We start from the raw sequence: 25,569 nt of genomic DNA, 5'->3' as shown, positions 1-25,569 counted from the left end.
AGTTGAGCTGACAAGTTTATGAATATCCTATCAGGAAAGGAAAGGAGGTGAAATGATTGGGATATCTTGGTCGGGATGTTGAGGTTGTTTCGATAAATCCTGAACAATATCTGGTGGGTTCCTGTGATTCTTGTGGTGCCATTGGTATGAAGGATTTAGATGCTTATAAGATATCAGGGATTATTACTGGAAGGTTAACCACACGCGTGACTTTGATGGAAGTCCTTTCAACTGGAGCTGCAGTAAAGATGATGACAGTAGCAATTTCCAATGAGCCTCATCCGACAGCTGATAGGATTTTAGAGGGGGTAAAAGAAGAGTTAGACTCCGCGGGTTTGTCGGAGTTACCTATGGCCATCAGCACAGAAAAAAACATGATCACACAGCAGACAGGGCTTGGAATCAGTGTGGTTGGAGTAGTCGAGAAGAATCAGTTGCGCATAGGTACTGCTCAACCAGGTGATGACATCTTTTGTTTAGGACTTCCGAAGGTAGGTCCGGAAATCACGAATCCTGATGATCCTGAAATAGTACAAATTAACCATATCCAAAGCCTCTTGGGAATTTCAGGAGTCTTTGATATTATCCCTGTTGGCTCAAGAGGAATTCGTAGAGAAGCAGAACTACTTGCTGCCGGTGTAAACACCCGCTTACACATTGAACCTACTTGTTCTCTCGACTTGGATAAATCAGCTGGACCTTCTAGCTGTCTGATATTCTCTGTTAGGTCTTCGTTCCAGTCAGAGATTTCAGAGGGCGTCTTGAATCAGGTATTAACTAAATCTCCTCGATTGCCTTTAACTAAAGTCGGTAACTTATTCAAAATTTAAGGAGGAATCGTCATGAATACTATGGAAACAAAGACCCAGGACGTAAAACTCTCTGCTTGGAATGTCAAAAGACTATCGATTATGGCCATTTTTATTGCTTTAAGTGCTGTGGGAGCCCTCATTAAGATACCAAGTCCTGTAGGAACCATTGGTATGGATTCAGCGCCTGGATTTTTCAGTGCATTGGCCTTCGGCGGACTTACAGGTGCGGTCGTCATTGCCTTTGGACACTTGCTGACGGCTGCAGTTATCGGATTTCCTATGACGATTCCGATCCATTTGTATATTGCTCTACAAATGGCTTTATGGGCTATTGCTTATCGTTGGGTAAATGAGAAGCTCGGTTTGATCCCTGCAGTCATCGTTGGAATTATCCTTAATGGGGTCGCATCATCCTATGCCATGTTGCCAATGATGGGGATGGGTGGGGTTCTGGGATTAATGCCTTTTCTCGTCGTAGGAGCAGCTCTGAACGTTATCATTTCAGCAATAGCCTATAAAGCAATTAAGGGAAGTCGGCTTATTTAGTCAATGAGGTGAAAACCGTGAACGTGGAGATCCAAACAATGATCGAAATCGAGGAACTAACGTATTGTTATCCAAATTCAATAGATCCAAGTTTAAAAAACATAAGCTTAACCGTAGAAAAAGGAAAATTCATACTTATTATGGGATCAACGGGAGCGGGGAAGACGACCTTTAGCTTATGCCTTAATGGTCTCATTCCCCAACTTCTGGAGGGGAATCTAACTGGACAGGTAAGCGTAGCTGGTAAGAATGTAGGGAAAACCAAGGTACAGGTCCTGTCTAAGGTTCTTGGGCTGGTACAACAAGATCCAGAGACTCAAATTATCGGCCGAACGGTTGAGGAAGACACGGCATTTGGCCCTCGAAATTTCTTAATACCATTCGAGGAGATTAAACAGATAGTCAATCAAACCTTAGAAAAAGTCCGTCTTAAGGGATATAATCATCGTTTAACCGAAGAACTCTCAGGTGGTGAAAAACAACGCTTGGCGATAGCAGGAGTCCTCGTAATGGAACCTGAAATCTTGGTGTTGGACGAACCAACGTCAGAGCTTGATCCGATCGGACGATCAGAAATTTACGCAACACTGGATGATTTACGGTGGAAAAAGGACCTGACTATTCTATTAGTCGAACACTCCATTGAAGAACTGGTTCATAAGGTAGATGAGGTCGTGGTACTTAATCAAGGAGAAGTGGTCTGGAGAGGAGTTCCGACAGAACTCTTTCGCAATATTCCTCTCTTGCTTCAGTGGGGAATAAAGCCTTTGCCCGTCAGTCAGATCGGATGGGATTTTTATGAAAAGGGGTGGATCTCCTTTGCTGAAATCCCGTTAGATATGCCCTCTGGAGAAGACATGATACGAACCTTGTTACCCAAATACCGACATAGGCATACGAATACGAATATGAATACATGTGCAGATACACACTCACAGGGACTAGCACTAGGACTAGCACAGGGCCACACACCAGGACAGAGAAAAGATCTCATTTCACCGCAGAAACTTCACCTACCTAAGAAAGAAATAGTAGTTCAAGTTAGTGATCTTATATACCAATACAACTCAGACCAGCCTGTGTTGAGAGGGGTTAATCTGACGATTGAAGCGGGTGAGTTCGTGGCTTTAATCGGACAAAACGGGGCTGGAAAAACAACTTTAGCTAAACATTTTAATGGACTTTTAAAGCCTACCGGTGGAGAAGTTATCGTTGGGGGCCGGAACATCCTACAGTGTGATACGTCCGATTTGTCAAAAACCATTGGCTATGTTTTTCAAAACCCGGATCATCAAATATTCTCCGTTACAGTCGAGAAAGAGCTGGAGTTTGGGCTGAAAAATGCAGGATTTAGAGGGGAAGAGATCAAAGAACGAGTTGATGAGGTCCTTCAGTATACTGGATTAGATAGGTACCGCAGTGTTCATCCCTATAGTTTGGGCAAGGGAGAACGGCAAATGATTGCAGTGGCTTCAATTCTGGTCTTAAAGCCTAAAGTGCTGATCATTGACGAACCAACCACTGGCTCAGACTGGGCAGGAGTTCAGACCATGATGGCTTTAATTCGTAAACTTCACGCTGCAGGGACAACAATTATCATGATTAGCCATGATATGGACTTAGTAGCCCAATATGCCAAGAGGGTAATTGTTATAAAAGAAGGGGATATTTTGTTAGAGGGTACTCCTCAAGACGTTTTTTCGAAGGAACAAATCCTCCTCGACTCTGCCATTATCCCACCCCAATTATGTAGGCTCTCCTTCCGTTTGAAGGATATTTTAGGTGATGTTACTTTCATCGAATCAAGTGAGTTTACGGCGATGTTCGAAAGGGAGAAGAGAGGATGCTTATAGAGTATTTACCGGGTGATAGCTTACTCCATCGTCTGGATGTTCGGACTAAAGTGCTCGGTTTCTTAGTATTTATAATTCTGTCCTTCCTGTTTCAAGATCCTAAGTTTCAACTCTTACTTGTCCTCTCTACAGGACTTTTAGCCTTTTGGATAAAGATCCCTTTGCGAAAGATTTGGGGAATGTTGCTCCCCTTGATTCCTATCATCTTATCGATTATTCTGATCACAGGATTTTCATTTGCACCAGAGCGCTTTGATCGTGTTTCGAGCCAAGCGATCCTCTTTTATGCCCTGCCAGGAGACAGACTGGGGGCTACTTTAGGAGGATTTTTGATGGGTACAACGTTTATCTTTCGTCTTTTTAGTATGATGCTTGCTTCAACTGTATTGACTTTGACCACATCAATCGATGATTTCACTCAATTCTTTCATAAGATGAAGGTTCCTGTTGAGGTATCCATGATGCTGACAACAGCGATACGGTTTATTCCCACCCTGGATAAAAAACGGCGTCAAATTCTAGAGGCTCAAAAAGCACGTGGAACGAAATTCAACGAGAAGGGGATCATCGGTTCCATCCGCTCCTATCTGCCGATTATGGTTCCTTTGTTTATAAATTCAATAATGATGGCTAACTCATTATCGATGGCAATGCTGAATCGGGGGTATGGTTTAACGCGTACTTGGACTTCAATGCGCGAAATATCCTTTGCTCCAAGGGATTATTGGGCGATGACGTTTGTTTTGCTGTTATTAATTTTAGGTGCTTATCTTCGATTTGGACTTGATCTAGGGATATTATAGGTCATAGCGACACGGTGTTTATGTTATTTGTTTATGTTAGTTAGTTGAACTAAGGCCTTACATGACATATACTTTCTTTTAAGTACTTTGTAGTGAATGAATAATGTTTTTTCATAATCTTAAGCGGATTAGCGAGTATCACTCCCCCTTGAAATGGGAGTCACACGAGTGGACAAATGATTTCCGGAATTAATATGAATGTGGGAGAGAAACGATGGCACGAGATAAGGATCGACATACTTGGCGTGAAGGTTATACCACAGGTAGTTGTGCAGCAGGTGCAGCAAAGGCAGCTTGTTTACTTCTTAAAGGAGACAGTATAGCTGAGAGAGTAGAGATACCACTGCCAAATTCCGCGCGCTTGACGATACCCATTCACGGGGCAGAAACTAACCACCCTATGGCTAGGGCAATTATTCTCAAAGACGGCGGAGACGATGCAGATATCACCCATGGACTTGAGATCCATGCCATAGCACGTCTCCTTTCTCCTCAGGGAGAGGTTCATATTCGAGGAGGCCAGGGAGTTGGGACCGTCACTAAAAAAGGATTGGCTCTCTCGGTTGGGGAAAGCGCCATTAACCCGGTGCCTCGGAGGATGATTCGTGAAGCTGTTCGGGAGGTATTCCCTGAGGAAGAACTCGAAATTATTATCGAAGTTCCTAAAGGGGAAGCTACTGCCTTGCGCACGCTTAATCCGAGATTAGGGGTCATAGGCGGAATTTCAATCCTTGGGACCAGTGGGATTGTCCGACCGATGTCCGAGGAAGCGTTTAAAACGTCCATCCTGCCGGAGTTGGATCAGGCAGTCGCCTATGGGCATAAAACCATTGTGCTCACCCCGGGGCACTACGGATATAGGGTTGCTACTGAACGCTTTAAGGTTCCCACCGAAGCAATCATACAGATGAGTAATTTCGTCGGCTATATGTTAGAAGAAGCAGCCTACCGTGGAATCGAAAAAGTAATTCTTTTAGGGCATGTTGGCAAGCTCATTAAGGTTTCGGGCGGTATTTTCCATACCCACAATCGTGTCGCAGACGCTCGAATGGAAGTTTTGCTGGCACATGCTGCATTAGCAGGGCTTAATCTCGAAACTCTGAAACATCTGTCAGAGTTTCCAACGACCGAAGGGGCTACCACAGAACTTTTACACCTTGGAGAGCAAAAGCTGCTTCACCATCTTGCACACTTAGCGAGTGAAAGAGCCCAAGCGTTCACTTTTGGACGTTTAAGCGTTGGAACGATCATGACCTTATTAAATGGTCAACCGGTTGGCTGGGATCAGGGAGCTTTTAAGATGGTGGAGGAACAAGGGTGGGCGTGGTCTATTGAGCCTTAAACGTAGGCAATTTACACGCTTTGCTTGATACAAAGAGACAGGCTCATTGATTTTCTGAAATAACTAGCCTGTCTTCCTTGTTTCTTCTTAGCGGAAAAGTAGCGCTTATAAAAACAAAAAACAGAGAAAAAACAGAGGGAAAAAAACAGAGGGACAGGTTTATTGTTTCAAAACAATAAACCTGTCCCTCTGTTTTTGTGTCAGAAGTAGAAGATAATCCCAGCCCTCTTTGGCAGAGAACTGGGATGTTAATTTGTATTGTTCAGAAATAGCTCGGGCGACATTCGTACTTTCAATGGTATCCTGCTCTCGTGTCAAAGCATCCTGGAGATTGAGTTAATAATATGTGGAATCCCCTTGGAATGAAGATAAACCGCTTATTAACATATGCGTTCGACCAGTTAAACTAGGATCTAATTCTAAATATTAAAAATAATAAATTTATTCAGAATACTTGAAGGAATATTGAAAGAGAAAGCGAATATAATCATTAGAAAATTGTTCAGACCAATATTGGACCAAGGGAATTCCTATATGTAAACCTCTGTTTTCAAAGGGCTTATATTGAAATAAATGTTCAAGAAGAGGGGGTTAAAATGATGTAGATTTATGGGAGTTATGGGTACTAATTCTTAAAACCTTTCAGCTCAAGGGTATACCCTTATTCGCCGGGTCATCAATAAATATTTTTAGGGAGGTATTTTGAAATGTTCTTCAAAACTAAGAAAAACATTACACGGATTTTTGTTACTGGTCTTGTGTTATCTCTAGTTCTGTCTGGATGTGGAACAAAAAGCGCTTCTACCGATAGCCAAAAAACTGAAAACGGAGATAAAATAAAAATTGGCTTAGCAGGACCGTTTACTGGGGCGATCGCTGAGACCGGGGGGACAATCAAAAAAGCTGTCGAATTGGCAACTGAGCAAGTCAACGAAGCAGGTGGAATTAATGGCAAACAAGTAGAGTTGATTGAAGCAGATGATAAGGCAGATCCCAAAGAATCAGCATCAATTGCTAATAAGTTTGTAGCAGATCCTACTGTTCTGGGTGTTCTTGCAAATTACACCAGTTCATGCACATTAGCTGCAGCACCTGTATACAATCGAGTTGGATTATCACATATTGCATACGGCTCAACGTCACCTGCAGTTACAGCTGCTGGTCCATTTACGTACCGGGACATAACTACGGATGCTTACGATGGTGAATTTGTTGCCCAATGGACCATAGACGAAGGTTATAAGAAAATTGCCATCCTTTATGAAAACGATGATTATGGTAAAGGTTTGGCCGATGTTTATAACAAAAAGATAACAGAATTAGGCGCTAAAGCCGTGATGCAGGAGCCTTACAATCTTGGTGAAACTAAAGACTTCAGTGCAATTCTAACAAAATTAAAGAATGCTGGACCTGATGCTTTGTTCATCGCAGGGCAATACAATGAAGCTGCGATGATTGTCAAACAGGGTAAGCGGCTTGGCATAACTCTTCCTGTATTTGGATCTAATGGTCTTTATTCAGATGCCTTAATTCAGCTTGGAGGGGCAGAAGCTGAAGGCATTAGGGTTATTGGAGCTTTTCATAGTACTGCTGACTATCCTGAAGCCAAGGCTTTCATTGACTCCTATAAAACTAAGTGGGGGCAAGAACCGGATATTTGGGCTGCGTTCGCCTACGATGCTGCCAACATTATGTTTACCGCAGTCAAAAATGCCGGTGAGGATCGTAAAAAAATCAATGACTGGTTAACTACATTGAAGGATTTCAAAGGTGCCACCGGAATCACAACCTTTGATCAAAATGGAGACTGCTTAAAGCAACCATTAAAATTAATTATTAAAAACGGTAAGTTCGAAATTTATAATAAGTAGATAAAGAAAACCCGGGCTTCGCCGAGCCTCGGCGAGAGCGAAACCGTTGGTTGCACTTATGCTTAGAAAGTATAATAACGTAAGTTTTATACTTTCTGGTAGTATAAAATAAGGTCTACGGTTTATCAGACAGGAGTGTGGATGAAACTTCATGCTCCTTTAGATAAACTATCATCCGGAAAAGAGGTGCGCTATGTTTTCACAGCAACTCGTTAATGGCATTACTGCTGGCGGGATGTATGCTCTGATTGCCCTAGGCTATACAATGGTATATGGCATATTGAAAATCATCAACTTTGCTCATGGGGACATATTTATGATCGGTTCATTTATTGGTTTGTTCCTAGTAAAACAGATACACTTGGGATTAATACCAGCTATGTTAATATCCATGGCCATTGTAGCTTTCCTGGGGATTGTCGTAGAGAGGGTTGCCTATCGCCCACTTCGAAATTCTGCAAAAATTGCTCCCTTATTAAGCGCTTTAGGGGTTTCTATTTTCCTAACTAACTTTGCTCAATTAGTTTGGGGTACTCAAACCCGTGCTTTTCCATCTTCCTTTCAGATAAAGACGTTCCAGGTTGGTAATGTGGCTCTAAGCAGTATGCAGATATACACCTTATTGGTTTGCATTTTACTTATGGTTGGGTTGTATCTATTTGTTCAGAAGAGCAAGTTGGGAGTAGCTATGCGTGCCACTTCACATAGTGTGGAAAACGCCAGATTAATGGGTATTAATGTAGATACCATTATTTCCTTAACCTTTGGTATAGGCTCGGCTTTGGCAGCTGCAGCCGGCATTCTTGTTGGGCTTTACTATGATGCCGTATACCCTGTCATGGGATACACTGCTGGACTAAAAGCCTTTACTGCAGCCGTGCTGGGTGGAATCGGCAGTATTCCCGGAGCCATGCTTGGAGGGCTATTGTTAGGTGTGTTTGAAAACCTGGGAGCTGCTTATATATCGATGGGATACCGGGATGCGATTGCTTTTGGATTACTGATTATTATTCTACTGATCAAACCTACAGGTCTACTCGGTAAAAACATTCAGCAGAAAGTGTAGGTGAACGTGGTGATAGAAGTAATCAAAAAAGTGGTCATAAGGCCTCAAACTTCCTTGGGTTTGTTGGTGGTATTAGCGATTTTACCCTTAGTCATTAAAAGCGACTACTTACTGCACGTACTAATTACTGTCGGTCTTTATGTCGTGCTTAGTCTTAGTCTTAATTTGGTATCCGGCTTTACCGGACAGCTATCAATCGGTCACGCTGCTTTTTATGGAATTGGTGCTTACGTCACAGCATTATTAATGCTGAGGCTCAATATGCCCTACTGGGCCACTATTCCCCTTGCCGGGATTATTACAGCTCTATTTGGTTTAATCCTGGGATTGCCGACCCTGCGGCTGAGGGGCGACTACTTGGCCATCGTCACTTTGGGATTCGGAGAAATAGTTCGCTTGGTATTTTTAAATTGGGACAGTTTAACCCGTGGACCGATGGGGTTACCAGGTATTCCGTCGCCTCAGCTTGGCAGCCTGATTTTTACCAGCAAAATCCCATTTTATTTCCTGATTTTAATGATATTGGTAATAACAGTGATCTTTATGGTAAGAATTGCGGAATCTGAGTTTGGTTTGAGCCTAATTGCTGTAAGCCACGATGAATTAGCAGCCGAAGCTGTTGGGATTCCTACCTTAAGGGCTAAGCTGCTGGCATTTGTTTTTTCTGCTTTATTTGCAGGTATTGCAGGCGGTTACTATGCCACTTATATTTCATTCGTCAGCCCGGATTCCTTTACGTTTATGGATTCGGTAACGATTCTATCCATGGTTGTATTGGGTGGACTGGCCAGTATTCCAGGTGTTGTAATTGGAGCCATTGTTTTGGGTTTAGCGCCGGAAGTTCTGCGCTTTATGGCTGATTACCGCATGCTGTTGTACGGTGCTTTAATGGTAATTATGATGATTTATAAACCTGACGGATTTTGGGGAGCGAAACATAGAGTGCGTAATGCTATACTGAAAAATCTGGAAAAAAAACCCACCCGAGTGAAAAGGGGTGAGCCCATTTGATTCCAAATAAGTTGGTTGAAATGGATAATGTAACTATTCAGTTTGGGGGCCTCCTAGCTATCGATAATGTATCTATATATGCTTATGAGGGGGAGATATTGACGATTATTGGTCCTAACGGTGCCGGTAAAACGACACTTTTTAACATCCTGTCAGGTGTTTATCAGCCGACGTCCGGAGAGATAAGGCTGAAAGGAAAGTTGGTCAAAAATCTCACACCTCATGCGCTTGTTAAAAAGGGTATAGCCAGGACGTTTCAGAATATCCGTTTATTCCCAATGCTTACCGTATTAGAAAATGTCATGCTTGGCCACCATTGCCGGAATAAGGAAGGATTGCTTGGAGTATTGTTCCACGGCAGGAAAGTAAACGAACAGAGGCTAAAGTCGATTAACTACTGTAAACAGCTCCTGGGAGTTGTAGGTTTAGAGAACCTTTTGGAAGAACTTGCGAGCAATCTGCCTTATGGTAAACAAAGGTTGTTGGAAATAGCCCGTGCTTTGGCCACGGAATGTGACGTTTTACTGTTAGATGAACCAGCAGCAGGGATGAATACCCAAGAAAGAATAGAATTGGTTAAGCTTATTCGGCGTATTAGTAAAGAAATGAACAAGTCAATTATACTAATTGAACATGATCTGGACCTGGTAATGGATATATCAGATCGTATTGTAGTATTGGACTATGGCTGTAAGATTGCGGAAGGCTCTCCATTAGCTATTCAGAATGATCCGAAAGTAATCGAAGCGTATATAGGGAGCAGTGACGAAGAGGGGGATGACTATGCTGTCATTTGATAGTGTTAGTGTACATTATGGTGTGATTCCCGCTCTAACAGGGGTATGCCTCCAGGTTAAACCCGGTGAAGTCGTGGCGTTAATCGGTGCCAATGGAGCAGGGAAGACTACCACTTTAAAAACAATTTCAGGTTTGTTGCGACCGAGCCATGGTTCCATCATGTTTGACAGTCAAGATATCACTAAACTCTCCGCTGACAAAATTGTAAAATTAGGCATTATCCATGTTCCCGAAGGGCGCGGCGTATTCCCTAATTTGACGGTGAAGGAAAACCTCATGCTCGGTGCTTATGTGCGCAAAGATAAAGCCATAATTGCAAGAGATTTAGAAAATGTGTTTACTAAGTTTCCCCGTTTGCATGAGCGTAAAGAACAATATGGAGGAACTTTAAGCGGTGGAGAACAACAGATGTTAGCAATTGGACGCAGTATAATGGCAGCACCCAAATTATTATTGCTAGATGAGCCTTCCATGGGTCTGGCTCCTCTGGTTGTAAAGGAGATATTCCGTACGATCAGAGAGATTAAGAAAAGCGGTACAACTATTCTTTTGGTTGAGCAAAATGCCAACATGGCCTTGGCAAATGCTGACAGAGCTTATGTTATTGAAACAGGCAAAATTGTGATTGAGGGAACTGCCAGTGATCTTAGAGCTAACCCAGAAGTGCAACAAGCTTATCTGGGGTCACACAAAAAAGAGGGGATCGCACTATGAGCAGCGATTAAACGTAAGTTTCACTGTTCCCAGCGGTACCAAGGAATTGCGAGCGATCAGCAATTTAACATTGGCACTATTGCTTGAAGAGGAATCCTTGCATTTTGACTTTTGCTTGTGGTATATATAAGTATGCGTCTCAAAGGTAGGTATTTCACACTAGTTGATTAAATTTTAGACTTAAGCGAAAGACCTCTTTGTGAAGCTGGACCTTATATTATTAAAGGCTTAAAGGAGAATTTACATGGATCTTACGCGCAAAAAGCGAACGCGTCTATATGAAGAAGTTGCTGAAAAGATTAGAAGTTTAATTCAAGACGGTACTTTGTCAACAGGAGACCAGCTATTACCGGAAAGACAATTGGCAGAGACATTGGGTGTAAGTCGATCAGCTGTGCGGGAGGCACTAACCTCTTTGGTGTCTCAAGGGTTGTTGGAGATTACTCCCGGGAGCGGTGCTTATGTTAAAGAGGTGAATATAAAGGACCTAATTGATCCTTTTGCCAACATAGTTTTGAAAGAGATAGATGGTATTTTTGACCTATTGGAGGCCAGGCTGGTGATTGAATCTGGTGCTGCGCGCATTGCGGCTAAACGTGCTGATGGGGCAGACCTGTACAGTATGTATGAACTAGTGTGCAATATGGAAAATGATGTTAAAGAAGGGCGGAATACTGATGACTCTGACAGCAAGTTCCATTTCAGCGTAGTCCGTGCAGCTCACAATCCAGTACTTCAAAACTTAATGACAGTGTTAATGGGATTAATGAAAGAGTATTATAGTCCGAGCCGACAAAAACTCGTTGAACAGCAAGAAAACCGCCAGCTATGGTCTCAGCAACATGGACGGGTTTACGAGGCTATAAAGAATGGTGATGCGGAAGCAGCGGTGGCGGCGGTCAGCGAACACATTAATACATCGATTCAGGAGTTGAAAAAATTAAAAGGAATTGAGGAATAATATCCAGTTTCATTTATAAAAAGGACATAAGCAGAAATACCTAAGCTTTGTCGTCCTGCAAGGTAAGTTATTAATGCCGAGTGTATTCATGCGGATAAGAATAAGCAAATACCCAGAAATTTTCCTAGAAGAATATTCAAAAAATTTGAAAATATTTGGATTTAGGAGGGTATTATGACTAAGAAATTCGATTTGATTATTGTTGGTGGCGGGATCATGGCCTCAAGTTTAGCTTATAACTTGCGTAAAGACGGATATACAGGCAGCATTGTTGTATTTGAAAAAGATAGGATGTATGAGTACACTTCCACTCCACGCAGTTACGGAGGAGTTCGACATACCTTTAGTATTGAAGGGAATATCCGATTATCCCAGCTTAGTATACAAATCTATGAGAAATTTGAAAAAGAGATGGCCTTGGACGGAGATCCAGCAGTTATTGATTTTAATCAACACGGCTATCTATATTTGGCAAATGATCAAGTACTATCCATGTTGAAAGAGAACATGAAATTACAAAAAAGTTTCGGTGTAAATATTCAGTTAATGACTCCGGAAGAAGTAAAGTCCTTTGTTCCGGAGCTGATAGTTAGCGATTTAGAGGGTGCTGTTTTCGATGTGGCCGCAGGAAACATTGATCCTTATTCAGTCCTGCAATGGTATGTAAAACATGCAAAACGGTTAGGTGTAGAATATATATATGAAAAGGTTCAAACAATTTTAAGTGATGGTAATCAACAAATCAGCGGCGTTAGATTAGAGAGCGGAGAAGAATATCAGGCATCAATTGTAGTAAATGCTGCGGGAGCTTGGTCTGGTGAATTAAGTAACACTGTTGGATTAGATATTCCAGTACGACCGCTTCGGAAACAAGTTTATTGTGTTGATTTGACAATTCCATTTAAACAGCGAATCCCCTTTATCTTCGATACGCTGACAGGTACTTACTTCTTGGGCGAAGGCGTGAAAATAATAACAGGTTCACGTGAAGGCTCTCATATGGTGGAAAAGAAAGATTTCAAGTATGAATATGATTTCCATTTGGATAAATCATATTTTACTAATGAAGTATGGCCGTTACTGGCTGAACGTTCCCCAAATTTTGAAAGGCTTAAATTAGAACAGGGGTGGGCTGGTCTCTATGAATATAACTATATCGATCATAATGCAATCATCGGTGAACACCCACAAATGAAAGGTTATTATTTGCTCACTGGTTTTAGTGGTCATGGGTTTCAACAGGCGCCGGCAGCAGGTAAATGTTTATCAGAGCTTATACGCTTAGGAAAGTATGACACAATTGATTTGACACCATTTTCTCTGGAGCGATTTACCAAAAACCAATTGTTGTTAGAAAAAGAAGTATACTAGAGTCATTAAGCAAACTTATAGGATAGGTGTTTTCTAATTGGTCATACCAAGGCATGTTAGTATCAAGACCAAGGGTTGCTTTGGAGACACGGATGAGTTGAGTGAAGCAGATTCGAAGCTACCCGTGAACGATTATTAGCTATATAACTGGAGGAGAGTGGGCTTATGAAACTAGGTAGTGAGATTCTCTACTTGTCCAGAGACAATATCGGTGCTTTAAGTATTGGTATGTCTGATGTTATTAGCCTCTTGGACGAGTCATTTCTGGAAAAAGCCAAGGGAAACGTAGATGCCCTGCCTAAGATTGAATTGCATCCTAAACGGGATGACAATTTTATCAATGCAATGCTCTGCAGTTTTCCTAAGTTTAAGGCCGCGGGGCTTAAATGGATCAGTGCCTATCCGGGTAATAGGGAAAAAGGTTTGCCGTATATCTCTGGATTGATTATCCTAAACGACCAAGAAACAGGGTTTCCTATGGCAATCATGGAAGCAGGTATTTTGACAGCCATTCGTACAGGGGCAGTTACAGGGCTATCTGCCAAGTATCTGGCACGAAGTAATAGTGAGATCGCAGCAATTCTTGGTTGCGGAGTTCAAGCCCGTACTCAGTTAGAAGCAGTCCTGGCGGTCTGTCCGGATATTAAGACCGTTAAAGCCTACGACATTAACCAGGAGGCTCTTACTCGTTTTGCTCAGGAAATGGAACAACAATTTAAGGTTATAGTCGAACACGCTCTTAATCCGCAGAAGGCAGTAGAGGGTAGTGACATAATTATTACTGCCGGTCCCATTCTCGCTAATCCTGAACCCGTAATCGAAAGTTCCTGGCTAAAGGAGGGCTGTTTTGGCGCCCCTATTGATTATGACTCCTACTGGAGAAAAAGCAGTTTCGAAGCTGCTGAGAGGATTTATGTTGATGATGTACCGCAATTTGAAACACATCGCAAAATGGGCTACTTTAGCTCTGTGCCAACGGTTTATGGTGATCTCACAGACCTTGTCTCAGGTAAAAAATCTGCCAGACTTAATGATTCGGAAAGAATCATTGCGATCAACTTGGGATTGTCGCTCGAAGATATTGCTGTAGCTGCTTTAGTATGCGAGCATGCCGAAAGAAAAGGTCTGGGGCAGCTTCTTTCTATTTAGAACTCGTTCTTTGAATTTTTGCCCTAGCTTGGGGTGTACATTGCAATAAGGAAAAAGGTTGGGGATATTGGCAAATACTCTGTCCTCAGGTTTTTATTGTCTATTCTATTAGTCTTTAACTTGCGAAAGGTAGGTTTATTATGAAAAAAGATGCCTTCGATGTAGCACTTGAACAATTGGCTGAAGCCATAAACTACATGAAACTGGAATCGGAAATTCATGAGATATTGAAAGAACCCATGGCACAGTTAACGGTGAGGATTCCTGTACGGATGGATAATGGTAAAGTTGAGATATTTACTGGTTTTCGTTTTCAACATAATACAGCTTTAGGACCAACACGGGGAGGAACACGCTTTCATCCGGAAGAAACGCCGGAGGATGTCAAAGCCTTGTCTCTTTGGATGACCTTGAAAAATGCCTTGAACGAAATACCCAATGGAGGGGCCAAAGGCGGAGTGATTGTTGACCCGCACAAGCTTTCCCGGGAAGAACTGGAACGCTTGTGCCGCGGATATATCCGTAAAATTGCTCCAATTATTGGGGCCTGGAAAGATTTCCCTGGAGCAGATATAGGTACATCTGCTCAAACTCAGAGCTGGATGATGGACGAATGGGAAGCCATGAATATGCATCATGAAGCAGGCGGGATCAGCGGCAAAATGATGGTGCTCGGAGGATCCAGAGGTCGACAGGAAGCGACTAGCCGGGGCTTATTGTTTGCTACTCGAGAATTAGTCAAGGCCAGACGGAGTGAGATGAAAGGCCTTACTGCAGTAATCCAGGGATTTGGTAAAGTGGGATGGCATTTAGCGAAATTGTACCAGATGGATGGTGTAAGGGTTTTAGCAGTTAGTGATGTCTTCACGGCCATATATGATCCTAAAGGCTTGGACATTGCAGATGTTCATGCATATGTAGAGCGTTCTGGTACTTTACGGGGCTATTCAAAAGCTATGGAAATTGGCAATGGGGAATTGTTGGAATTGGAATGTGATGTTTTAGCACCCTGTGCGGTACAAAATGTAATTACGGAGGAAAACGCACCTCGGATCAGAGCTAAGTATTTGATTGAAGGCGCTAACGGCCCTACAACACCAGAAGCAGAGAAAATCCTCATTGACAAAGGGGTATTTATCGCGCCTGACATCTGGGCTAACTCAGGGGGCACACAAGTAGCTCACTTTGAAAGAATTCAAAATTTAAATGATGATAATTGGAGCGAAGAGGAAGTAAACACTAAATTAGAAAGAATTAATCACAAAGTATTTAACGAAATCTATACCTTGCATACCGAAAAAAATATTTCGATGCGTCTTGCTTGTTGGATAAAAGCCATTAGCAAAGTTGTTGAAGCAATGAGAGCTCGTGGGTGGGTATCAATACAAAATAATTTGGAAGTTACTAAAGGCTAAGTGGTCCATAGTTGGAATCTTCCAGTGTAACATAAATAAAAATTGGAGGGGAAAACTTATGAATCTTGAAGAAATAAAAAATTCTCATAAACTTCTAGGCACATTTAATTATCAACTCGGTCAAATAGACAAGGGTTATACTAACCGCACATTATACGTCAATCTTTCTGCAAACACTTTTGCCGAAAAACCTGTCACTAAATTGATGAAACAGAAGTTTATTGGAGGAAGGGGCTTTGGTTTAAAACTGTTGTGGGATAGTATCAATGATAATACCAAATGGAATGATCCTGAGAATGAGCTGATTATAGCTCCTGGTCCGATTGGCGGCATAACTCAATACCCTGGTGCTGGTAAATCCTATGTAGTCGGTTTATCTCCCTTGACTCAATCGGCAATGGATAGTAACGTGGGGGGGTATTTTGGCCCATTTTTGAAATTCTCCGGTTGGGATGCGCTTGAGATCCAAGGGAAAGCCGAACGTGACGTTATTCTGTTTATTGATGGTACTAAAGGAACAGTAACCCTTGAGGAAGCTCCTCTTGAAGAACTTAACAGCCATATCCTGATTGAACAATTAACAGAAATGTATGCTGAAAGCGAAGAAGATAAAGTAAACGTTTCGGTGGTAACTGCTGGAGAGGCCGCTCAACATACCTTGATTGGACTGCTTAATTTCTCTTTTTACGATACCCGCCGAAAAGCGGTGAGAATAAAACAAGCCGGCAGAGGAGGCTTAGGAACAGTTTTTCGAGATAAGAACATTAAAGCTTTAGTAATAAAGAGCATTAAAATACGAGGAGATTTAAACAACCCCCATGACCTTTCCACACTAAAAAAAGTGGGTAAAAAAATGCACAAGGAAATCTTAAGTCAAGATGATTCCCAATGCCAAATGAGAAAAGCCGGAACAACTCATATCGTAAAGATCATGAATGATTATGACCTTTTACCCGTCCGTAATTATAAGTTTGGTTCTGATCCAAATGCAAATAACATTACTCATACTGTGCTAATTTCCAAGTATTTTGACCTTAATGGTCACGACGAATGTTGGTATGGCTGTACTCTATCTTGTGCCAAAGTTATCAATTCGTTTAAGCTTAAAACTGGGCCCTATAAAGATAAAGACGTTATTGTTGATGGTCCGGAATACGAGACGCTTTCTGCGGCGGGTAGTGTCTTAGGTGTTTTTGATCCGGAATTTGTGATCGAAACTAATTTTTATTGTGATACTTATGGAGTCGATACAATTTCCTTCGGGACCCTTACAGCCTTTGTGATGGAATGTTACGAAAACGGAGTTATCAATCAGGATATAACAGGCGGACTAAAATTAAACTTTGGTAATGCTGAAGCTGCTTTAGAGCTGCTTCACCAAATGGCCAAGGGTGAAGGTTTTGGCGTGATAGCCGGGCTGGGTATCCGTAGAATGAAGAAATTATTTATTGAGAAATATGGAGCTAACCCTGATTTTCTACAAGACATTGGTATGGAAGTCAAAGGGCTTGAGTTCTCAGAATATGTGACAAAAGAATCCTTGGCTCAGCAAGGCGGGTATGGGCTGACGAATAAAGGACCTCAACATGATGAGGCCTGGGTCATCTTTATGGACATGGTCAATAATCAAATACCCACCTTTGAAGATAAAGCCGAAGCGCTGTTCTACTATCCCATGTTTCGGACCTGGTTTAGCTTAGTTGGGTTATGCAAGCTTCCTTGGAATGATATCGTTCCAGCTGATAATCACACCACTGCAGAGCCTGCTAAAGTCCCTGAACATGTACAGAATTATGTCGAAATATATAACGGCGTGACTGGATCTGATATAGACAATAATGAGCTTATTAGACAGTCGGAAGTTGTCTATAACTTCCACAGGGTGTTTAATCTGAGAATGGGTTATGGTACTAGAGAATTTGACCAAGTACCTTATCGAGCCGTCGGTCCTGTGACAGCAGAGGAATACGAATCCAGGCAGGACAGGTACGACAGACAGTTGAAAGAAATTTTGGATTTAAACACAGCGGAAAAAACGACTGAGGAAAAGGTCCAGATTTTAAGAAACTACCGTGAAGAACAATATCAGAAATTATGTGACGCGGTCTATCTGCGAAGGGGTTGGAACTCCAATGGTATTCCAACTTTGGAGACATTGCAGCGACTGGGTATAGATTTCCCTGAGGTAGCAGAAGTGGTGAAGAAATACTCCTAAATGATATGGGGCGAGGAGTAAGATGATTAAGGTTAATGGCAGGGACTATCCTTGGAGAGCAGAGCTGTCTGTAAAACAGTTATTGGCTGAAATGAACTTCACTTTTCCGCTAATAATCATTGTTATTAACGGAAAAACCGTCCCGAAAGATGAATTTACTTGTACGGTAATTGAAAACGGAGACGATATTCAAGCGATCCATCTCATATGTGGAGGATGAGGTTTAGTAACATTCCGCTTTAATAAGGAGGACGTATGAGCTCTACAGATAAAAGAGTTAAGATAACGATTGATCCCATATGTTGTAAAAAATGTGGACTCTGTCAGGCATTTTGTCCGCAAGAAGTTTACACTTCAGCTAAGGATATGGCCCCCCTTGTAACCTATCCAGAAAAATGTACCTGCTGCCGTCTGTGCGATCTGCGATGCCCTGATTTCGCTATAACATTGGAGGTGCTAACGTGATGAGACCATATGGAGTACAATTCATGCAAGGAAATGAAGCTTGTGTTTATGGGGCCATTGATGCCGGGGCTAGATTTTACGGGGGCTATCCGATTACACCATCCTCAGAAATAGCAGAACTTTCAGCGGAATTATTACCTCAAGTAGATGGTATTTTTCTTCAGATGGAGGATGAAATCGGAAGCATAGCTACAATCATAGGAGCTTCAGCTGCCGGTAAAAAATCCTATACAGCAACAAGCGGCCCAGGATTTTCACTTATGCAGGAGAACTTAGGGATGGCGGTCTATGCTGAGGTTCCCATAGTGCTTATTAACATTCAACGGAACGGACCGAGTACAGCCCTTGCGACTCGACCCGCTCAAGGAGATGTGATGCAGTCACGTTGGGGCACACATGGAGACCACCCAATTATTGTTTTAAGCCCTGCATCCGTCCAAGAATGCTATGACCTAACCGTGCGTGCTTTTAATTTATCAGAAAAGTATCGAATTCCGGTTATCTTATTGGGGGATGAAGTTATCGGGCACATGAGAGAGAGTCTGATAATCCCTGAACTAGATGAATTAAAAATTATTAACCGAAAAACGCCAAGTGCACCAGCTGAAGGATTTAAACCTTACACACCGGGTGAGGATGATATACCGGCTATACCGCCTTATGGGACAGATCATATTGTACACATTAGCAGTTCTTGTCATGATGAATCGGGTTATTCCCATAATGCCCCACAAACGGCGGACAAATTAGTTCGACGCTTACACCGTAAGATAGAAAACAATAAAACCGATATCGTTCAGGTTGAATGGTTTGGACCAGACGATGCAGAAGTTACCTTAATTGCCTATGGAGTCGTATCCCGTGCAGCAAAGCAAGCGGTGATTGATGCCCAAAAAGAGGGACTTTCTGTAAATCTCCTTAGGCTTATCACACAATGGCCCTTTGCTGATGAACAAGTCAGAGAAGCCCTGAAGAAAGCTAAAGCGGTTATCGTACCGGAACTTAATCTTGGGCAAGTAGTTTTGGAAGTAGAACGCACCAATTCGTTTAAGACGCCTGTTTTCCCGCTATCTCGCATTGACGGTGAAATTATCTTACCTTCACAGATCGTGGAACGAATTAAGGAGGTGCTGAAATAATGGCAGTGCGACGTTATCAGGATTATTTGGATAAAAACAGATTACCTCACATGTGGTGTCCAGGCTGTGGGGATGGCATTATCTTGCGCGCCTACACTGAAGCCCTGGTAGAGCTTGACCTTGCACCGAAAGAGGTCGTCACTGTCACCGGGATCGGTTGTTGGGGAAAAGCCGATGATTATTTGACCACACAGGCTTTTCATGGAACTCATGGACGGGCTTTAGCCTTTGCTACCGGAATAAAATTAGCAAACCCGGATCTGCACGTCGTTACCTTAATGGGAGACGGTGATGCCGTCACCATAGGAGGAAACCATTTTATTCACGCAGCTCGCCGGAATATCGATCTTACGGCCATTGTGACAAATAACTACAACTATGGAATGACTGGGGGACAGTATTCAGCCACCACTCCCTTGGAAAGTAAAACCACAACCTCTCCTAAGGGAACACCTGAACCCGGTTTTAATGTTTGTTTACTCGCAGAAGCTGCAGGGGCAAATTTTGTAGCCAGGACAACGGCTTATCACGCAACCGCGCTCAAAAACCTTATAAAAGAGGCCATTACCCACAAAGGATTCAGTTTAGTAGAAGTCATCAGCCCTTGCCCAACGTATTTTGGACGATTCAATGGCAATTCCAGCGCAGTGAACATGTTTAATTGGCTAAAAGATAGCGCAGTTCCTATCTCTAAATATGGGAAAATGACTGCCGAGGAACAAGCTGAGCGTTTTGCGGTAGGAACCTTAGTAAAGAAAGAAAGACCCGACTTTTACACCACCTATCGGAGGATTCATAGAGCAAGTCAACAACCTAAGGGGGGAGAATAGATGGCAGGGAAAACGTGGCAAATCGTCTTAGCGGGTACAGGTGGTCAAGGGTTGATTTTAGGAGGGGTAACCCTGGCAAAAGCGGCAGTATTGGAAGGAAAAAATGCAGTACAAACTCAAACATATGGAATTCAGTCACGGGGAGGGTATTCACAATCCGAGGTAGTTATCAGTGAAGAAGACGTCTATTTTCCCAAGTGTGATCGGCCGGACTTAGTACTTGCTTTGAGTCAGCAAGGATATGAACGTTACAGAACTATTGTAGCGGATGAATGTATCATTCTTTATGACCAGGATGTTGTGAAAAACACTAAGCGCTCTCATGATGTGGGATACCCTTTTAGTACCAGAGTAATGAATATTGGGAACGTTAAAGCCATTAATTCCTTGTTTTTAGGCAGTGTACTGAAACTTTGTCCGGTAGTTTCCATAGAAAGCCTTACAAAGGTCTTAGAAGATTCATTGCCCGCTAAGATTTTAGCCATAAATCTAAAGGCATTGAACATAGGGTATGAGGAGATTGGCTAAGGTTAAGAAAGGAGACTTACTCATGCTTGAAAATTTAAGTACAGATGAAATCATTTCTCGCGGAAAAACTGCGTTGATGAACACCTATAACCAAGCTCCGATAGCCTTAACTAAGGGTGAAGGGGTATGGGTTTGGGATACAGATCACAAGCGTTATCTGGATTTTGTAACTGGTATAGCTGTCAGCTCTTTAGGTCACAGCCATCCTAAGGTGGTAGAAGCGATCCGGAGGCAAGCTGGGGAACTTATACATACTTCAAATTTGTATTGGATTCCTAATCAGGTTTCTCTTGCAGAACGTTTAATAGAAAATTCCTTTGCAGAAAAGGCATTCTTCTGTAATAGTGGGGGGGAGGCTAACGAAGGTGCTCTAAAGTTGGCTCGCAAATATGCTAAAAAGAACTATGGTACCCATAAATATGAAGTAGTTTCGTTAACTAGTTCTTTTCATGGACGGACATTAGCGACCCTTACGGCCACGGGGCAGCCTAAGTATCATAAAGATTATGAGCCCCTTCCGGTAGGATTTTCCTATGTTGCATTGAATGACCTTAAGGCTTTGGAAAGTGCAGTGAACGAGAATACGGCGGCAGTGCTGATTGAACCGATCCAAGGGGAAGGTGGGGTTTATCCAGCAACTGATGAGTTCCTGCAAAAATCTAGGGAATTATGTAATCGCTTTAATGCCCTGCTTATTTTCGATGAAGTGCAGTGCGGGGTTGGAAGGACGGGAAAGTTGTTTTCCCATCAATGGAGTGGTGTGACGCCGGATATCATGACCTTAGCAAAAGCACTTGCAGGTGGTCTTTCCATTGGAGCTATAATGTCCACCGCAAAGGTAGCTGCTGCCTTCGAACCTGGGGATCATGGTACGACCATTGGAGGAAATCCTCTAGCTATGGCTGCAGGTTGTGCGGTACTTGATGTAATGTTAGAAGATGGATTTTTTGAAGGTGTTTTAGAACGTTCTGAGTATTTATGTCGTGGGTTAAACAAATTAGCAGAAAAATATGGTATAGTGGGAAAAGTGCGCGGTCAGGGTATGATGTTAGGGTTGACCGTAGGTGAAAAGGCTCCCCTAATAATGAATAATTGCCGTAAAAATGGCCTATTGATTAATTGCGTAGAAGGCAAAACATTTCGTTTTCTGCCACCATTAATTGTGGATAATACAGAAATAGACGAGGCTTTGGCCATCATGGATAAAACTATTTCTATGGTTTTATGATGGAAAATAAATTTCACATGGAGTAATTATTTTGGAGGCATATATAATGATAGAACAGAACAGACAATATAGATATCTTACTCCCAGTAATAGTAAAGTAAAAGTCCGCATGATGAAAGGGCAGAACATTGCCGGATTTCCCATCGGCATCATATATATTGACGATGTGTATTATCCAATGATGCCGGGCAACATTGTCAACGGTTATACATTTAATTTTCCTGTAAGGTTAAAAGCAGTAACGGGACTAGATATTCCAAATCTGTTCAACGCCGGAGATGACGTGTTCTATCAGATACTGAAGGCCTGTGAAGAATTAAAAAAGGAGGGCGTGCGTGCCATCAGCTCTGCATGCGGCTTCTTTGGCAATTATCAGGACAGGGTAGCAGCGGCAATGGATATACCGGTCGCCATCTCAAGCCTGGTACAGCTTCCTTGGATAGCATCATTGCTCAAACCGGGGCAGTCGATGGGTGTACTGACGGCAGATAAGGCATCCCTGACGGATAAGCTTCTAAATGCCTGCAGTATCTCGGATGAACTGAAAAAAAGATTAATAATAAAAGACTTACGTCATGAACAGGAATTTTCCTGTATCCTAGAAGGCCGCGGTGAATTCGACAACGGCATCGTGGAGCAGGAAGTAGTCCGCAAGGCACTTGAAATCATCGAAGAGAATCCTGATACGGGTGCCATTTTATTGGAATGCTCGGACATGCCGCCATATGCTCATGCGGTACAGGCAGCAACTCAGCTTCCGGTGTTTGATTTTACGACGTTAATCAGATGGCTGCATTCTGCAGTATGCCAGACGCCATATTATGGATTTATTTAAAAAATTACACAAATAACGTCTAATGACTTAACCTCTATAAACAAAGCCTATTTTAGATAAATTATACTCTCATTAAACAACGTCAACGGTTCCAGTCCTTTTTCTCCCACAACAAAAGTGTTTTCTATCCCCACAGCACCTTCTGGGAAAATAAATTTTGGCTCTATGGCTATTACCATATTTTTCTCCAGTGTTGTTTTAAAACCTAAGGCTAACACTGGCCATTCATTAAGTTCTATACCTAGGCCATGTCCAATAAAAGGCACGGGCTCAGAAAAACCCATAAAATGCTCTCCGTATCCGGATTCGGCCGCCATATTAAACGCATGCCGGTAAATATCCTCGCAGGACGCACCCGGCACAGCCATCTGTTTAACGGCCTCTTGAATGAGTAAAGCTGTCTCATGAGCATGTACAAGTTTATCCGGCAGTTGACCGATACAGAATATCCGGGTCTGGTCTGCCAAATAACCGTCTTTAACCCCTACAAAGTCAATCATAATTGGCTCATTTTGGGTTATTTTTTTATAACCTGCTCCTTGTGGAAAGGAGATGCTTATTCCCAGTCCACCGGTAGGACTTTCCATACAACTAGGTATGGCCCCATTAGCGCCGGACAATACGTGGCCATAATAAACTTCCTGGTCAAATCCCCGCATTTTTACTCTGCCCGAGTGCCCTGCCAGGCGATACACCATCTCTAGCTGACCCGCCAGCTCTAATTCAGTAATACCCTCTTTTAAATAGTCCTTGACCCGGTAAAACAAAGTGTAGTTAAGTTGGGCTGCGTCCCTGAGCACCTCTAGCTCATAAGATGACTTAACCATGCGCACAGAACGAATTAGTCCACTGATATCTACAATTTGAGTACCTTCAAATAGCTTTTGAAAAAGCAGATACTGGGCCGCAGGCAATACGTCCAACTCAAGACCCAAGGTTGTTATGTGATTATATCCATACTCATTCAGCATTTTTGTCAAGTCTTTTACATTAGCCAACGGAATGATATCTTCCAGAGCCGATTCTCCTTGGGCACGGGTAAAACTTCTTTTCACCATCAACAAAGGTTTGCCCTCTGCAGGAATAAACAGGTGGCCACGATGAGCTGTGCCAGCAAAATAAAACATATCTGCGCTATCCACAATTAACGCACCGTCAACGCCTTTTTGCTGCAACCGTTTTTGAAATGCGGTAATCCGCTTTGTCAGTTCACCTGCTGGTGTCATCCTCATTATACAACACCTTCTTTTCATTCAATTTAAATAGCGAAGGTACGAAAACAAAAGCCCTTTTAGGAATAACTACTTGTTGTTGACTAAACCTTTAGCCAGGGTTTCGTGGAAAGATATAACCATTGCTACCATTTCTTCCTTAGTTATATCCTTTAATACGATCCATTTGAACAACAGAAATTTTTCTACTGCTAGTATGGCGTGGGCGATGGGAGGGACCGAAACGTTATTAAAGGCCCCCTTATTAATGCCATACTCAATATTCCTGATATAAAAATCAATTAGTTTATCCTCAAACTGCTTCAGGCAATTGTCAATTGTTTGGCTTGTGCCCGCTACTCGACTATATATTTCTGACAGTTTCTCGTTCTGGGCGAAGATTTCCATGGTTACACGTTTTGTTTCTATAAATCGTTTGTACAAATCTTTTTCCGTTGTGTAATAGGTACTAACTCCTGAAATAATCTGTTCTGCGAATTCTTCCAGAAGCGCTTTCAAAATATCCTCCTTATCAATAAAGTAATTATAAAAGGTACCAGTCCCAAAACCTGATTTAACTATTATTTCGCGGACTGAAGTGTTAAAATATCCCTTTTCAATGAATAGATCTATAGCACATTCCGTAAGTCTTTGTCGACGTTCTTTGTTTTGCCTTAGCTTTGGAATAGGCATCTCTATACCCCCCCGTTCCGAGTGTATGTTCGTTCACTTAAATTATATTATGACTTCTAAAAAGGGTCAATTTAAAATTCGAACTTTATGTTTTTAGTATAAATGTTGTTTTAATAGAGATGGTAGATCTAAGACAGAAACAAACCTTTCGTCTCAATATAGAGTCGAAAGGTTTGTTACTCTCGCTTTTAAGAACATAAAAGCAACAAGAGTTCTTGATACAACAAGTAACAAGAAGGGGACCTAGACTTAAAACGTTTCATACCAAACAGTGTTTTCCAGACTTTTTCGTAAGGTGTCATGTCTCTCAGGAGATAATGGCTCACCTTCGGCATATCCAATAGCTAGAATATTAATCGGTTCATAGCTGTCAGGTAATTTAAATTCAGTTCTCATAACCTTAGCATCGAAATAACAAATCCAACATGTCCCTAGCTCTAACTCTGTCGCTTCTAGCATCATATGATCGGTCACAATACTCGCGTCGATTTCGGCAATATCTTTTTTATCAAGAGGTCTTTTCCAGGAAACACTATGATCTGCACAGATGATTAATGCTAAGGGGGCGTTGTAGATATTCGCACACTTTGCCAGTCTATTGAGTCCTTCTTTCCCTTTAACTACAATAATCCTTTGAGGTTGAGTATTTGCCCCAGTGGGAGCGATTCTGCCTGCCTCAAGGATTTTAAGCAATTTTTCTTCTTCTACCTGTT

Annotated in this window: 26 protein-coding genes; 22 read left to right on the top strand and 4 right to left on the bottom strand. The window is 42.2% G+C overall.

Translation table 11 applies throughout. The features are described from left to right. Positions 1–56 precede the first annotated feature (56 nt). The 5 genes from HGJ98_RS01800 (at position 57) to cbiD (ending at position 5,356) form a co-directional block, all read left to right on the top strand. Positions 57–830 carry an alpha-ribazole kinase gene (locus HGJ98_RS01800; RefSeq protein ID WP_291349279.1) on the top strand — a complete coding sequence of 258 codons (774 nt, stop codon included), beginning with the start codon at positions 57–59 and terminating at the stop codon, positions 828–830. Positions 831–842: 12 nt separating this feature from the next. Further along, complete coding sequence (locus HGJ98_RS01795; RefSeq protein ID WP_291349278.1) at positions 843–1,358, top strand: ECF transporter S component; 516 nt, start codon at positions 843–845, stop codon at positions 1,356–1,358. A 17-nt stretch (positions 1,359–1,375) separates the two neighbouring features. After that, positions 1,376–3,211 carry an ABC transporter ATP-binding protein gene (locus tag HGJ98_RS01790; protein ID WP_291349277.1) on the top strand — a complete coding sequence of 612 codons (1,836 nt, stop codon included), beginning with the start codon at positions 1,376–1,378 and terminating at the stop codon, positions 3,209–3,211. After that, entirely contained in the window at positions 3,202–4,014 is an 813-nt protein-coding gene (locus HGJ98_RS01785) for an energy-coupling factor transporter transmembrane protein EcfT (RefSeq protein ID WP_291349276.1), read from the top strand. Before HGJ98_RS01790 ends, HGJ98_RS01785 begins: the two co-directional genes overlap by 10 nt. A gap of 214 nt (positions 4,015–4,228) precedes the next feature. Continuing rightward, on the top strand, positions 4,229–5,356 hold the full coding sequence (cbiD, locus tag HGJ98_RS01780; protein ID WP_291349275.1) for a cobalt-precorrin-5B (C(1))-methyltransferase CbiD: 1,128 nt from the start codon (positions 4,229–4,231) through the stop codon (positions 5,354–5,356). A gap of 159 nt (positions 5,357–5,515) precedes the next feature. On the opposite strand, the gene HGJ98_RS01775 is transcribed toward cbiD, so the two are convergent. Then, positions 5,516–5,674, bottom strand: a complete 159-nt coding sequence (locus tag HGJ98_RS01775; protein ID WP_291349274.1) for a hypothetical protein — start codon at positions 5,672–5,674, stop codon at positions 5,516–5,518. Positions 5,675–6,063: 389 nt separating this feature from the next. Between HGJ98_RS01775 and HGJ98_RS01770 the strand changes: the two genes are divergently transcribed. The 17 genes from HGJ98_RS01770 (at position 6,064) to HGJ98_RS01695 (ending at position 22,952) form a co-directional block, all read left to right on the top strand. Next, positions 6,064–7,227: an ABC transporter substrate-binding protein gene (locus HGJ98_RS01770; protein ID WP_291349273.1), complete on the top strand. Its 1,164-nt coding sequence runs from the start codon at positions 6,064–6,066 to the stop codon at positions 7,225–7,227. A gap of 193 nt (positions 7,228–7,420) precedes the next feature. Continuing rightward, positions 7,421–8,293, top strand: coding sequence for a branched-chain amino acid ABC transporter permease (locus HGJ98_RS01765; RefSeq protein WP_291349272.1), 873 nt, complete (start codon positions 7,421–7,423; stop codon positions 8,291–8,293). Further along, positions 8,294–9,304 (top strand): branched-chain amino acid ABC transporter permease, encoded by a 1,011-nt coding sequence (locus HGJ98_RS01760; protein WP_291349271.1) that lies wholly within the window; start codon positions 8,294–8,296, stop codon positions 9,302–9,304. Next, positions 9,301–10,101 carry an ABC transporter ATP-binding protein gene (locus HGJ98_RS01755; protein WP_367142648.1) on the top strand — a complete coding sequence of 267 codons (801 nt, stop codon included), beginning with the start codon at positions 9,301–9,303 and terminating at the stop codon, positions 10,099–10,101. The genes HGJ98_RS01760 and HGJ98_RS01755 overlap by 4 nt, the downstream gene beginning before the upstream one ends. Continuing rightward, a complete protein-coding gene (locus HGJ98_RS01750) occupies positions 10,088–10,816 on the top strand; it encodes an ABC transporter ATP-binding protein (protein WP_291349270.1) in 729 nt (242 codons plus the stop codon). Before HGJ98_RS01755 ends, HGJ98_RS01750 begins: the two co-directional genes overlap by 14 nt. Before the next feature lie 244 nt (positions 10,817–11,060). Continuing rightward, positions 11,061–11,777, top strand: coding sequence for a FadR/GntR family transcriptional regulator (locus HGJ98_RS01745; RefSeq protein ID WP_291349269.1), 717 nt, complete (start codon positions 11,061–11,063; stop codon positions 11,775–11,777). A 174-nt stretch (positions 11,778–11,951) separates the two neighbouring features. After that, positions 11,952–13,148 carry an FAD-binding oxidoreductase gene (locus HGJ98_RS01740; protein ID WP_291349268.1) on the top strand — a complete coding sequence of 399 codons (1,197 nt, stop codon included), beginning with the start codon at positions 11,952–11,954 and terminating at the stop codon, positions 13,146–13,148. A gap of 165 nt (positions 13,149–13,313) precedes the next feature. Beyond that, on the top strand, positions 13,314–14,297 hold the full coding sequence (locus HGJ98_RS01735) for an ornithine cyclodeaminase family protein (protein WP_291349267.1): 984 nt from the start codon (positions 13,314–13,316) through the stop codon (positions 14,295–14,297). A 140-nt stretch (positions 14,298–14,437) separates the two neighbouring features. Next, positions 14,438–15,712 (top strand): Glu/Leu/Phe/Val dehydrogenase, encoded by a 1,275-nt coding sequence (locus tag HGJ98_RS01730; protein WP_291349266.1) that lies wholly within the window; start codon positions 14,438–14,440, stop codon positions 15,710–15,712. A 58-nt stretch (positions 15,713–15,770) separates the two neighbouring features. Continuing rightward, on the top strand, positions 15,771–17,927 hold the full coding sequence (locus tag HGJ98_RS01725; protein WP_291349265.1) for an aldehyde ferredoxin oxidoreductase family protein: 2,157 nt from the start codon (positions 15,771–15,773) through the stop codon (positions 17,925–17,927). Between the two features lie 22 nt (positions 17,928–17,949). Next, positions 17,950–18,147, top strand: coding sequence for a sulfur carrier protein ThiS (gene thiS, locus HGJ98_RS01720; protein ID WP_291349264.1), 198 nt, complete (start codon positions 17,950–17,952; stop codon positions 18,145–18,147). 35 nt (positions 18,148–18,182) lie between these two features. Beyond that, a complete protein-coding gene (locus HGJ98_RS22305) occupies positions 18,183–18,392 on the top strand; it encodes a ferredoxin family protein (RefSeq protein ID WP_367142647.1) in 210 nt (69 codons plus the stop codon). Beyond that, positions 18,392–19,531: a 2-oxoacid:acceptor oxidoreductase subunit alpha gene (locus tag HGJ98_RS01715; RefSeq protein WP_291349303.1), complete on the top strand. Its 1,140-nt coding sequence runs from the start codon at positions 18,392–18,394 to the stop codon at positions 19,529–19,531. Before HGJ98_RS22305 ends, HGJ98_RS01715 begins: the two co-directional genes overlap by 1 nt. Further along, complete coding sequence (locus HGJ98_RS01710; RefSeq protein ID WP_291349263.1) at positions 19,531–20,361, top strand: 2-oxoacid:ferredoxin oxidoreductase subunit beta; 831 nt, start codon at positions 19,531–19,533, stop codon at positions 20,359–20,361. The genes HGJ98_RS01715 and HGJ98_RS01710 overlap by 1 nt, the downstream gene beginning before the upstream one ends. Beyond that, positions 20,362–20,889, top strand: coding sequence for a 2-oxoacid:acceptor oxidoreductase family protein (locus HGJ98_RS01705; protein ID WP_291349262.1), 528 nt, complete (start codon positions 20,362–20,364; stop codon positions 20,887–20,889). Between the two features lie 22 nt (positions 20,890–20,911). Next, positions 20,912–22,117, top strand: a complete 1,206-nt coding sequence (locus HGJ98_RS01700; RefSeq protein ID WP_291349261.1) for an aspartate aminotransferase family protein — start codon at positions 20,912–20,914, stop codon at positions 22,115–22,117. 46 nt (positions 22,118–22,163) lie between these two features. Further along, positions 22,164–22,952: an aspartate/glutamate racemase family protein gene (locus HGJ98_RS01695; RefSeq protein ID WP_291349260.1), complete on the top strand. Its 789-nt coding sequence runs from the start codon at positions 22,164–22,166 to the stop codon at positions 22,950–22,952. 47 nt (positions 22,953–22,999) lie between these two features. Here the strand turns inward: HGJ98_RS01695 and HGJ98_RS01690 are convergent, their stop codons facing one another. The 3 genes from HGJ98_RS01690 to HGJ98_RS01680 form a co-directional block, all read right to left on the bottom strand. Beyond that, on the bottom strand, positions 23,000–24,184 hold the full coding sequence (locus HGJ98_RS01690) for a Xaa-Pro peptidase family protein (protein WP_291349259.1): 1,185 nt from the start codon (positions 24,182–24,184) through the stop codon (positions 23,000–23,002). 69 nt (positions 24,185–24,253) lie between these two features. After that, on the bottom strand, positions 24,254–24,856 hold the full coding sequence (locus HGJ98_RS01685) for a TetR/AcrR family transcriptional regulator (protein ID WP_291349258.1): 603 nt from the start codon (positions 24,854–24,856) through the stop codon (positions 24,254–24,256). 249 nt (positions 24,857–25,105) lie between these two features. Then, a partial coding sequence (locus HGJ98_RS01680) for a nitroreductase family protein (protein ID WP_291349257.1) occupies positions 25,106–25,569 on the bottom strand: 464 nt, incomplete at its 5' end.

This window comes from Desulfosporosinus sp. (assembly GCF_014237355.1).
Lineage (GTDB): Bacteria > Bacillota > Desulfitobacteriia > Desulfitobacteriales > Desulfitobacteriaceae > Desulfosporosinus.
Note: the sequence above shows the minus strand (reverse complement) of the source record. Positions and strands in the feature narration are given on the sequence as shown.